Below are 11,920 nucleotides of genomic sequence, written 5' to 3'. Positions count from 1 at the left end.
CTTAGTCCCGTGTTCAGTTACTATAAGCAACTAAACTATCCTTTCTGTAGTTTAAATACGTTGTTAAATGGTGGGGAAGGAGTTTTCACACAGTATTTAGGGCGTGTTCAACTCCTTTCAAAGAATGTAGAGTAGATTTTTACATTAAAATTGGTAGTTAAGAAAAATATTTTTAGATAGCATTTAAGTCATTCACAAACACTTATTTAGATTAACCAAAAGCAACTATTACCTATGGATTGTTCTTTCTTCTTTGAAGTATGTACAAATATAGACAAGGTAAATAAGAAATTATAGCAGTTGATATCAGCAAGATATCAAATACAAACTTTTGCCTTCGAAATAGCTCCTCCCAATGCATTGTATTAAGATAATGAAAAATTAAACCGAATAAATAACAGATACTTATAGGGAAGACTCTCCACTTGATTGATTTGTATAAATAATATAAGCGTATTGAGTGATAGAGCGCGGAAGAAATAAGCATAGGTAAACAAAAATCAATTAGAAAAAAATAAAACCTTAAAGCATCGTGAAACATATCTGTCCGATCTATGGGAAACAACCAAATATTACACATGGTGATAATTACAGGAAAAAATAAACCATAAAATCTTTTGCTATGTTTATTATTTTGTAAGGCAATATATATTGATAAGATTATGGACACAATCGGAAGAAATGGGAATAACATAGCAAATATTCCAAACATAAAATCCAACATACTGTTTCACCTCAATAACTATTATCAACCAAAGTTTTTTTCATCTTGTAAGTGTCTCTGAAACTATTTCAACTTCTCCTCAGCATACTCAATCATCTTCTCTGCAGTTTCTTTGTCATAGTGGAAACCGGTTTTGCGAGAGAAAGCTTGTGCTTCTTTTTGGAAAAAGTGCATGGTAGCTAAGAGAGACTTGGTGATTTTTTTCTGGTCAGAAAAGTCAAGCAAGGCTGTAAATTCTTTCTCTTTCTCAGCAGGCAAATACTGAAAGAGGTACTTGTAGTTCTTGCCAACATCGACCGTCCCCTTATCTGCTGCCACTTGCCAAGCTAAAAGCTTGAGCAATTCTTGCTGGCAGATTCCATACAAATGATCCGTCGCATAGACAAGGTGATTTCGATAAATGCCCTTGACTACATAAGCTGACACCCACCAAAATTCATTGCAGGATTTATCAAAGTCAGTCGCACTAGCTGGTGTCGTCCAATAGCGCTTGGGTGTCGGTGCATAAGGAGCAAACAGCCCCTGCGAGTCATCCAGCACCGTGAAATCCGCTTCGCTATCCACCCACTCTTTGATGTGCTCCTTTGGGCAAAGGGTCAAATCTATCCGATTTCCATCCTCCAAAAGCATGAGGTAGAGACGGCGATGGTCTAGTAGGACATGCTGCTCGATCATGCGCTTGCCAAATCCTTCCAACCAAGCAAGGTCAGCCACCAGAGCATCCAAATCCTCTACAATGTAGACTACATCATAGTCTTGGAACTCGTCCTTGGGAGCATTCGGATTTGTCCGCGAGCCGGACATGGCGACAGCGTCGACTTGTAGCACTTTTGCGGTTTGCAAAATCACATCAAGCATTTCGGGTTCAGTTCTCATGGGAATACCTGCCTTTTTAATGAAAACTCTTGATTCTGTAGAGGACATGTCTGTAAAGCGGACTGTCTGCTGGAACTTTTTCATTATCAAATTCTTTGACAAATTCCATGCCTAGCTTTTGCATGACTTTTTGCGAAGGGAAATTGAGTAAGGATGTAAAAGAGTAAACTTCTGACAAACCAGCTTGCTGGAAAGCGAAGTCTAGACAGGCCTGGGCAGCCTCCGTCGCATAACCACGATTCCAAAACTCTTTTCGCAGACGCCAGCCGATTTCTACAGCTTCTTTTCCAGCAAAAATCCGTAAATCCGAATGGTGGAGACCTACCAAGCCGATAAACTCCTGACTGTCCTTTTCTTCAACAGCCCAAAGACTGTATCCATAGGCCTTAACTTCATCTTGAATGCCCCGATAAAGCCGCAAGGACTCCGCTTGGCTATATGGCTTCGGAAAATACTGCATGACCTCCGAATCCTGATTCATAGCAATCAAAGCCGGCAAATCTGATTCCTGCAAGTCCCGCAAGATCAGATGGTCTGTTTCAAGAATAGTCATCTAAACACTCCTCTGCAAACTTTCTTTTCTCACAACTCCTCAGCTTTATATAGGCTATAGCCTTCATAGTAGTAACTATGATCTACGCCCTTCATGTAGAAGTTGCGGTTATGAATGTCCTTTGTGAGGGCTTGCTGATTTTTTCTTCCATCTTGGCTAGTTCAAGCGAATCCGTCAGACCCAGTTTATTGTCAAGCGTCATTGGCTTGCTCCTTTCATTCAGATTTTCTAAATCCTGTACCAACAGGCTTAAAACCTACTGCCCGATAAAATCCATCTGCTTCAGATATGAGTTCAATCCGTGTCAAAGGATATTTTTTGTGGATCTCCTCAATCAGCTGCTGTCCCAATCCTTTTCCGCGATAGGATTTATCAATGATAATCTCAGCTAAAAAGGTCGTCATGACTTCATCTGTCAGGTAGCGGGCAAAACCAAGGATTTTCTGGTTCTCTTCAACTACCAAGTAATGGGACAGATTTGTTGAAAATAGTGATGTCACTTTTCCTCTGTAAAAGACATCCATTTTTCATTTTGATAAAGGGCATAAATAGCTTGACAATCTTTTGTGCTTGCAAGTCTGATTATCATTTTCTACTCCTTTCAAATCCGATGCGACCACTAACAATTTTTCAACTCAAATTTAGTTATATTCTAGTTGCTCTCCGCCACTTCTTCTTTCACCTTCTTAGTAGGTTTGCGTTTTTTGTAGCGGCTGCGGATAGTGTTGAGGTGGTCGCGAAGATTGACCACATGAGTTCTTTCAGGATAAGCGTAGGCAATGATCGCAGTGAAATCGACCAGAAAATCATAGATTTCTTGCAGCTTGAGGCGGACGTTCTTATTCTGGCTCGGTGTCTTTCCCTTGAGCTCAGTCAGTCGCTCCTTGTAGACCTTTTCAAAGGCCTTCTGAGCAGCTGCCAGACTGTCGACATGGGCTTCCAGATGGAGCTTAGCCAGTGCTGTCTGGTAGGCCGGCTTTTTCAGCTCTTGGAGTAGGTGGTTGATGCCCTCGGTCTCCTTCTCCAAGCTAGTTGCAGCTAGACCAGTGTAGTTTTTCAGGAGCTGAGACAGGGTCTCGTAAGCTTCCTTGGTCGCTGCGTCCTTGACCCGTGCAAAGGCCCAAACCAAAGACTGGAGCGTACCCAAAGCATCATCACGCTCGCGGTCAGCCTGATCCAAACTAGCCACCAGCTTGCTGGACTTAGTCTGATGAAGTCCGCCCTGAAGCTGTTCCAGAAGTCTGTCCATCTCATCCAGCTTGGTTGTGTAAACGCCATCCACCTTATTTTCCTTGATAAATGCCGCAACCTCGCTCCGACTCTCGGACATAAGCTGGAAAAATTCGTTGTTTTCTAAAATCTGAACATCTACACTAGTAATTCCATAAAATTTTTTCATTTCTATAATCTCCTAAATTTTTTATTTATTTTAACTTTAATTCCTTTTTTACCTTTTCTGATTTTCTGAAAAAGTTTCTTGCTTTAAAACTGCTTGCCAGAAAAATAAACGTTCGTCTTTTACTCAAAAAATCCTCGCCAGATTTTCTGCCAAATAGAATTTGCTAAAAAATGCCTTATCAGAAAATCTGACGGTCTCACTTTAACTCTGGCGAGTTTGTCAGAAAATCTGGTGAGAGGGAATTATTATTTTAGGTCTGGGGGGAGAAGTTATTTATAAATAACTTCTTCCCTTATATGCTTTATAAAGCCTATAATCATCATAAGTTTTTAAATCTTTTAATGATTTCAATTCATTTTTTACAATCACTTCTAAAAATTTCTCTGTGCTTAGCAATTTCTCTTTATACTTCTCACCACCATGATAGTAACATTTTTTTAATTCTTCATAGTCTGGATTGCTTGAAAGAAGTTGTATTTCAAAAATCCGTTGTGCTTTTTCATACAGTTTTGAAAGGCGATGCGAATGGTACCATTCAAAAAAAGTCGTCTGAATAACTAATAGTAAAAGACCGATAGCAATTGGTCTAACTTTATCAAGATCAATGCCGATTACGAATGTTATTATCGCAAGAAATGCAATAATAAAACGATTTTCAGTTCCCATAGCTTCTAAATCAAAACTATCTTGTATTAAAACAAAATTTAAAACCATATAAAGAGAAAGGCACGAACCAATAAACACCGCAGTGATCATCAACCAAAAGTGCCAAGCGGGTTTGGTCACGTCATACGCTCTAAAAAAGGCGCGCATAGTTGAATCTTTCTCATCCGAAAACAGATCTACAGTCATATCTGTAATATAATATGCATAAAAAAACATTGAGGTAGAAAGAATAAGATATCGCGATATAAAAAGAATAAGACGTCGCCACAATTTAGAAAGGAGAGGACACCGCGATATAAAAAGAATAAGACGTCGCCACAATTTAGAAAGGAGAGGACACCACGATATAAAAAGAATAAGACATCGCCACAATTTAGAAAGAATAAAAAGAATAAACCGCAGCAAAATTCTACACAAAGATAGAATGAATAGGACACAAAAATTGATAAGGCTGAAAACAAGAACAGTCATTAAAAAAACCAAAGGTACGATTAGGAGGGGAGAGGTATTTTCAAGCAAAGTTTTTTTCGGCCAAAATACTATTATTATTAATAGACTTATAATAATTAATAAAACACCTAGTTTTAAGATATATTCACACCACTTGTTTTTATATTTTTGAATAAGATAATTTTCATCGTCTAGTATTGCTAAAAATTTGAGACTATTTATCTTATCTTTTGTACCCTTTTGGCCATATCCCCAAATTTCCTCAATTGGACTTTTTATACTATCTATATAAGACTGCACCATATTAACTAATTTTTTCTTACATTGTTTAAATTTATTTATAATCCTCCTCAAAACACCATCTCCCCGCTCTCCTCAAGCGTAAACTTGACGTTATCCTCAATCCACTTGCGGCGTGGTTCGACCTTGTCGCCCATGAGGACATTGACACGGCGTTCGGCGCGGGCCAGGTCCTCGATAGTGACACGGATGAGGGTGCGGGTATCAGGATTCATAGTCGTCTCCCAGAGTTGGTCAGCGTTCATTTCACCAAGCCCTTTGTAGCGCTGAAGCATGGCTCCCTTGCCAAACTTGCGGCGCAGGTCATCCAGCTCGCCATCGGTCCAGGCATACTCAACAACTTCGCTCTTGCCCTTGCCCTTGGACATCTTGTAAAGAGGCGGCAGGGCAATATAGACGCGGCCAGCCTCGACCAGCGGGCGCATATAACGATAGAAAAAGGTCAGCAGCAAGGTCTGGATATGGGCACCATCGGTGTCCGCATCGGTCATGATGATGATCTTGTCATAGTTGGCATCCTCAAGGGTAAAGTCTGACCCAACACCTGCTCCAATCGTGTAGATCATGGTGTTGATTTCTTCGTTCTTGAGAATGTCAGCCATCTTAGCCTTGGCAGTATTGATAACCTTACCGCGCAGGGGCAGGATGGCTTGGAACTTACGGTCACGGCCTTGCTTGGCAGAGCCACCGGCAGAGTCACCCTCGACCAGATAGAGTTCGTTCTTGGCTGGATTCTTGGACTGGGCCGGAGTCAGCTTACCAGAGAGCAAGCCCTTGTCTTTCTTATTCTTCTTGCCATTGCGGCTTTCGTCACGTGCCTTGCGGGCTGCTTCCCTGGCATCTCTGGCCTTGATAGCCTTGCGGATGAGGTTGGAAGCCAGCTCGCCATTTTCCAAGAGGAAGAAGGTCAGCTTGTCAGAGACGATAGAGTCCACAGCCGGACGAGCCAAAGGGCTGCCTAGCTTGTCCTTGGTCTGGCCTTCAAACTGCAGGTGCGCCTCAGGGACCAGGATGGACAGGACAGCAGCCAGACCCTCGCGGTAGTCCGATCCTTCTAGATTCTTGTCCTTTTCCTTGAGAAGTCCGGTCTTTCTGGCATAGTCGTTCATGGCCTTGGTAATAGCGGTCTTGAGCCCCGTCTCATGGGTACCGCCGTCCTTGGTGCGGACGTTATTGACAAAGGACAGGATATTATCGGCGTAGCCGTCGTTATACTGGAGAGCCACCTGGACTTGGAAGCCGCTCTCCTCGCCCTCGAAGTAGAGGACAGGAGTCAGGGTTTCCTTGTCTTCATTGAGATAGCTGACAAAGTCTTCAACCCCGTTCTCATAGTGGAACTCTACTTCTTCACCAGTCCGCGCATCAGTCAGCGACAGGCGGACATTCTTGAGCAGGAAGGCTGATTCCTTCAGCCGCTCAGCAATAGTGTTGTACTTGAAGTCAGTCGTTGAAAAAATCGTATCGTCCGGCATGAAGGTCACTTTAGTCCCAGACTTGGACTTAGGTGCAGTGCCGATTTTCTTGAGCGTAGTGACTGGTTTCCCACCATTTTCAAAGCGTTGTTTGTAAACATTCCCATCCCGCGTGATTTCCACTTCCAGCCAGCTGGACAGGGCATTGACGACAGAGGACCCTACACCATGGAGACCGCCCGAGGTCTTATAGCCACCTTGACCAAACTTACCGCCGGCGTGGAGAACTGTGAAGATGACCTCAACCGTAGGAATACCCATAGCGTGCTTGCCGACTGGCATCCCACGTCCGTGGTCTGCGACGGTCAAACTGCCGTCCTTGTTGATAGTCACATCGATCCGGTCACCGAAGCCTGACAAGGCTTCATCGACAGCATTGTCCACAATTTCCCAGACCAGATGGTGGAGTCCAGCTCCGTCGGTCGATCCGATATACATCCCCGGACGTTTGCGAACCGCATCCAACCCTTCTAATACCTGAATGGCATCGTCATTATAATTGTTAATATTGATTTCCTTTTTTGCCACAAGAACCTCCTAATGATTCATCTTTTCTATCTTACAAGTTTTTACCAAATATTGCAAAGATTTTTTTGAAAAAAATGCTGATGAGGACTGATTTTACACGAAAAACAATCCAATATCCGAGTAGACATTTCCTGCTATAAATTCTATCCTTTTCTATTGTAAGAAAGCGAAATAATGGTATAATAAAATCATGATGAACACGATAATTGGATTAATACTAGCATACTTACTGGGCTCTATTCCAACTGGACTTTGGATTGGGCAAATTTTCTTTAAAAAGAACCTGAGAGAATACGGCAGCGGCAATACCGGAACGACCAATACTTTCCGTATTTTGGGAAAGACGGCTGGGACAGCTACTTTTGCTATCGACTTTCTCAAAGGAACTGCAGCGACCCTGCTGCCTTTCTTTTTGCATATTGAGGGAGTTTCGCCGCTTGTCTTTGGCCTCTTGGCTGTGATTGGCCATACTTTTCCTATCTTTGCTGGCTTTAAGGGCGGCAAGGCTGTGGCAACCAGTGCCGGTGTTGTTCTGGGCTTCTCACCAGCCTTCTTTATCTATCTGATTGTCATCTTTGCCAGCATCCTCTATCTGGGAAGTATGATTTCTCTGGCAAGTGTGCTCTCAGCAGTCATCGCTATCCTATCAGCTCTGCTCTTCCCTCTAATCGGCTTTATCCTGCCCAGCTATGACCTCTTCTTCACTCTGATTATCATTTCGCTAGCCTTGATTATTATCCTCCGGCACAAGGACAATATCCAACGTATCAAGCAGAAAAAAGAAAATTTAATCCCTTGGGGCTTGAATATTACACATCAAAATCCTGAGGCTAAGAAATAAAACGGAAGTGAACAACTTCCGTTTTATTGTGTCTTCTAACTAGTCTTCTTTGTGACTTTTCTTGATTCCTGCCAATCCAAAGAATCCTAAAACCATACCAACTAGGCTCAAGGCAACTGCTGATTCGCTGCCTGTTTGTGGCAGTTCTTTAGCTGCAGGGTCCTTAGTGAAGGTCTTGGCAACATGGACAGGTACTTGCTTAGTTTGATTTGGCGTGTTGGCCATTGGAGCTGCCTGTTTTGCAGGATCAGCTGCTTTGGCACCAGCTGGGTAGGAAGCTGCATTAGCAGGATCCGTTCCTTGCTTGATTTCCTCAATATCAGTGTAGCCATCACCGTCTGTATCTTTAGTGGATGAAATAGAGATAGCACGTGAGTTTGGATTAATGACCGAATAGCCTGTCAAATCAGCTTTTGCAAGATAGTCTGCAAAGGCCACATCCATAGATGGTCCTTCCTCGCGAGGGCCACCCAGCATGGTATAGCCGTCACCACCAGCAGCCAAGAAGTCATTAGTCGTCAGATAGTAGGTCTTATTTGGATCAAGTGGCTCATAAACACCAGTTTCTTTGTTCTTAATCTCGATGTGTAGGATACGCTGATCAGCCGGCAGAGTCGTGTCGTAGTAGACTTTAGCTCCAGAGATTTGCAAGTAACCACCGCTTGGTTCTAGCAAGGGTTGTCCGTTCTCATCCAGCACAGGCTTGCCATCTTTTTCCTGAAGAATAGAGCCCAGAGATTTGGCAAACATATCTGCGATATTTTGACCAGTTACCTTGATTTGAGAAATAGTATTTCCAAAAGGCAAGACAGCGATAACATTTCCCTTGGTGATTGGCTTGTCTTTGGCAATAGTTTCGCGCAGACCGCCTCCGTTAGTAACAGCTAGGTCTGTTTTATTGGCAAAGCCAGTTTGACCATAATCGTAGAGAGCATCAGCTACGACATTACCCAGATTGGTTTCGCGAACGCGGACATTTTCTCGGTCGCCATTAAGCTCTACAGGGCTGTTTGCTACGATAACTTTGGCATTATCTGCGTCGTATCTAGCTTTAATCTTGCTAACCATGTCTGCAACAACTGGGTCTGGATCGACTTTTTTAGCTGTTTCAGCAGGGATTTGCTGAGGATTACCCAGAAGTTGATTGGCCTTGAAAGTCACTTTTCCGATATTGTGTAGGTAGCTACCGGTCTGGTTGTAAGTTACATTGTCACCATAAGTGGTAGACTCTACTGTGTGGGAGTGGCCGTCAATAACGGTTACACGCTTACCTTTGAGCTTAGGATTTTTAGAAAGAGCTTCAGCCAAGGTTGAGCCGCGCCACTCTGTCGGAGTGGTCGTATCAATACCCAAGTGAGCTAGAACAACATAGTTTTTGTAGTTCTTTCCTTCTGCTGCTGCGCGTGCTTCGATTTCGTCAATGACGCGATTGACTTCTGTGATTGGATCAGTGAAGGTCACGCCTTGAACGTTTTTAGGGTGAGTTTTTGTAGCAGTTTCTGGTGTTGTCACACCGATGACTACAAACTCATCTCCCTCAACTGCTGGATCCTTGTCCACAATGGTAGAAGCTTGGAAAATCCGAGCATTATTGGCGTAGGTGTTAGAACTGAGGAGTGGGAATTTAAGAATTTCCTTATATTTCTTTGCCTCATCCAGACCAAAGTCAAACTCATGGTTACCGACTGCCATAGCATCATAGCCAATTTCATTGAGGATTTTTGCTTGTTCTTCCCCCTTGGAGCTATTGGAAATTGGCAGACCCTGGAAGGCATCACCCGCATCCACAACAAGCACTTTAGGATTTTTAGCGCGCTCCTCCTTGATAACAGTAGCCAACTTGGAATCACCGATAACGCCTTTTTCCTCTACGATGCGACCGTGAACATCGTTGGTATGGAGAATCGTAGCCTCTGGTAGATTTTCAGACTGGGCTGGTGCTACAGCGGCTTCCGTCGCAGCTGGACCAGCCGGATCAGCTGCATTCTGACTATCTGCTGCTGGTTTTTCTTCTGCTGAAGCTGCTGGAGCAGTTGGTTGCGCTGCAGAAGCTGTCTCAGTAGCTGGCTGACTGGTCAACTCCGTCGTTGCAGGTTCAGGACTAGCCTGAGCCTCTTCCGCAGAGACTTGATGCGCCAAAAAAGCAGGTGCCAAAAGCACTGTTGATAGAACAGGTAAGATGAAAAATTTCTTCTTCATATAACGAACACTCCTCTTTAGTATTTTGTTATATTATACCTCTTTTTAGTTTAAAAAGGAACTATATCCTTAATATTTCAACAAACATTCGTTTTTTCAGAAAACTTCTGGAAAGTTTTCTGTGTTAAAAAAGACCCTGAAATTCATCAGAGCCTTATTAGTATTATCCTTCAAAGACAACTTCCCCATCACAGATGGTAAACTTCACTTGACCTTTGAGTTTTTCATCAATAAATGGCGAATTGGCTGCCTTGGAGGCAAAGTGGTCAGTCACAAGTCTATCTGCTTCTGGGTCAAATATCGTCAAATCGGCTGGACCATCCTGAGCGATGAAGCCAGCATCGAAACCATATAACTGAGCCGGATTAAGAGTCATTTTCTCTAAAAGTTCCATCAAGCTCAGATGACCAGTCTCAACTAGGTAGGTCAGTCCCAGAGAAAGTGAAGTCTCAAGCCCAGTCATTCCAGAAGGTGCCTGAGTGATATCAGCTACATTTTTCTCGTCAGCATGATGTGGAGCATGATCCGTCGCAATGACAGAAATGACACCAGACTTGAGCCCCTCAATAACTGCCAGACGGTCCGATTCTAAGCGCAGAGGCGGATTCATCTTAGCATTGCTGCCCTTGGTCAATAGCAGAGCTTCTGTCTTAGAGAAGTGCTGAGGTGCTGCTTCAGCGGTGACTTGAGCGCCTAGATTCTGAGCGAATTCCACCACCTTTACACTCTCAGCCTTGGACAAATGCTGGATATGCACATGAGCCTTGGCATCATAAGCAATCATGACATCGCGGGCAATCATGCTGTATTCTGCCACACCTGTCGCACCGCAGATATGAAAATGCTCTTTAGCGATATGCTCATTGAAACCAAGTATACCGTTGAGATTTGGATCTTCCTCGTGCAAGCTGATAAAGGTGTTATTTTTACGCGCTTCTACGAGGGCCTTGCGGACAATGCCAGCGTTGGTCAGCGGAATACCGTCATCAGAAAAACCTACTGCACCAGCTGCCAAAAGACCTTGGAAATCTGTCAGATGCTGCCCATCAAAATTTTCTGTAATTGTTGCAACCGACTTGATATGGATTTTTTCGCGACTAGCCGACTCCAGTACTTCTTTCAGGGTTTCAACCGTTGAAATGGTAGGATTGGTATTGGCCATCATAACAACAGTCGTAAAGCCACCTGCTGCTGCAGCCAATGCCCCCGTATGAATGTCTTCCTTATGAGTCTGGCCCGGCTCCCGGAAATGAACGTGTATATCCACCAAACCTGGAGCCACAACCAAACCACTGGCATCAATAACTGTTGCATCTTCCGCCTGCAAATCTTGACCGATTTTGACGATTTTCTTCCCCTCAACCAAAAGGTCAGTAATTTGGTCAAAACCAGTCTTAGGATCCATAACTCGTCCGTTTTTGATTAATAGCATCGTCTTATCTCCTTATTCGTAAAAGTCCACCTGCGTATCCAACAGCTTATCCCCGTCATAAACAAACTTTGCTGAAAAGAAAGGCTTGTCTTCTAAAAGCCACTCAACAAAAGTATGATCGCCTTCCCAAGTTGGTTTAGATAAAACCTGGTCATAGGGCACCCATTCCAAAGTCCCTTCGTTGCAGTCAATCAGTTCACCCTCAAACTCAGTCACCTTGAAAACATAGGTATACCAGTCCAAGTCGGGAGTAAACTCTGGAAAAGTGATAACTCCTTTGAGAACAGGTTTAGCCTTTAGACCTGTTTCCTCTAGAATCTCACGTGCAGCGCATTCCTGTGGGGTTTCTCCACGCTCTAGCTTGCCACCGACACCAATCCATTTCCCAGCATGGACATCATTGGGCTTTTTGTTGCGGTGAAGCATGAGAAACTCCCGGCCATTATCGATATAACAAATCGTTGCTAACTGAACCATACT

10 protein-coding genes and 3 pseudogenes are annotated in these 11,920 nt (G+C 43.5%); 1 reads left to right on the top strand and 12 read right to left on the bottom strand.

What is annotated here, in order from left to right; genetic code table 11:
* Nucleotides 1-232: 232 nt before the first annotated feature.
* The 9 genes and pseudogenes from FFV08_06035 to parE all read right to left on the bottom strand — a co-directional run bounded on the left by FFV08_06035 (nt 233) and on the right by parE (nt 6,968).
* A complete protein-coding gene (locus FFV08_06035) occupies nt 233-724 on the bottom strand; it encodes a hypothetical protein (GenBank protein ID QLB52223.1) in 492 nt (163 codons plus the stop codon).
* A gap of 63 nt (nt 725-787) precedes the next feature.
* On the bottom strand, nt 788-1,600 hold the full coding sequence (ant(6), locus tag FFV08_06030) for an aminoglycoside 6-adenylyltransferase (protein QLB52222.1): 813 nt from the start codon (nt 1,598-1,600) through the stop codon (nt 788-790).
* A 16-nt stretch (nt 1,601-1,616) separates the two neighbouring features.
* Entirely contained in the window at nt 1,617-2,153 is a 537-nt protein-coding gene (locus tag FFV08_06025) for a GNAT family N-acetyltransferase (GenBank protein ID QLB52221.1), read from the bottom strand.
* A gap of 29 nt (nt 2,154-2,182) precedes the next feature.
* Nucleotides 2,183-2,290 (bottom strand): annotated as a pseudogene (locus FFV08_06020) (cell filamentation protein Fic).
* Nucleotides 2,284-2,355 (bottom strand): annotated as a pseudogene (locus FFV08_06015) (cell filamentation protein Fic). The pseudogenes FFV08_06020 and FFV08_06015 overlap by 7 nt, the downstream one beginning before the upstream one ends.
* A gap of 13 nt (nt 2,356-2,368) precedes the next feature.
* Nucleotides 2,369-2,742, bottom strand: a pseudogene (locus tag FFV08_06010) (GNAT family N-acetyltransferase).
* Nucleotides 2,743-2,805: 63 nt separating this feature from the next.
* Nucleotides 2,806-3,552 (bottom strand): hypothetical protein, encoded by a 747-nt coding sequence (locus tag FFV08_06005; protein ID QLB52220.1) that lies wholly within the window; start codon nt 3,550-3,552, stop codon nt 2,806-2,808.
* A gap of 273 nt (nt 3,553-3,825) precedes the next feature.
* Nucleotides 3,826-4,971 carry a beta-carotene 15,15'-monooxygenase gene (locus tag FFV08_06000; protein ID QLB52219.1) on the bottom strand — a complete coding sequence of 382 codons (1,146 nt, stop codon included), beginning with the start codon at nt 4,969-4,971 and terminating at the stop codon, nt 3,826-3,828.
* A 47-nt stretch (nt 4,972-5,018) separates the two neighbouring features.
* Nucleotides 5,019-6,968, bottom strand: a complete 1,950-nt coding sequence (parE, locus tag FFV08_05995) for a DNA topoisomerase IV subunit B (GenBank protein ID QLB52218.1) — start codon at nt 6,966-6,968, stop codon at nt 5,019-5,021.
* Between the two features lie 190 nt (nt 6,969-7,158).
* Here parE and plsY point away from each other — a divergent pair, with 190 nt between their 5' ends.
* Nucleotides 7,159-7,809 carry a glycerol-3-phosphate 1-O-acyltransferase PlsY gene (gene plsY, locus FFV08_05990; protein ID QLB52217.1) on the top strand — a complete coding sequence of 217 codons (651 nt, stop codon included), beginning with the start codon at nt 7,159-7,161 and terminating at the stop codon, nt 7,807-7,809.
* 39 nt (nt 7,810-7,848) lie between these two features.
* Here the strand turns inward: plsY and FFV08_05985 are convergent, their stop codons facing one another.
* From FFV08_05985 to FFV08_05975, 3 genes are all read right to left on the bottom strand, one after another.
* Entirely contained in the window at nt 7,849-10,008 is a 2,160-nt protein-coding gene (locus tag FFV08_05985; protein QLB52216.1) for an LPXTG cell wall anchor domain-containing protein, read from the bottom strand.
* Nucleotides 10,009-10,171: 163 nt separating this feature from the next.
* Entirely contained in the window at nt 10,172-11,440 is a 1,269-nt protein-coding gene (locus FFV08_05980) for a dihydroorotase (protein QLB52215.1), read from the bottom strand.
* 12 nt (nt 11,441-11,452) lie between these two features.
* Nucleotides 11,453-11,917 (bottom strand): 8-oxo-dGTP diphosphatase, encoded by a 465-nt coding sequence (locus tag FFV08_05975; protein QLB52214.1) that lies wholly within the window; start codon nt 11,915-11,917, stop codon nt 11,453-11,455.
* Between the last annotated feature and the right edge of the window lie 3 nt (nt 11,918-11,920).

Source organism: Streptococcus sanguinis (genome assembly GCA_013378335.1).
GTDB lineage: Bacteria > Bacillota > Bacilli > Lactobacillales > Streptococcaceae > Streptococcus > Streptococcus sanguinis_I.
The sequence above is the reverse complement of the archived record's forward strand: the minus strand, read 5'-3'. Positions and strand labels throughout refer to the sequence as shown.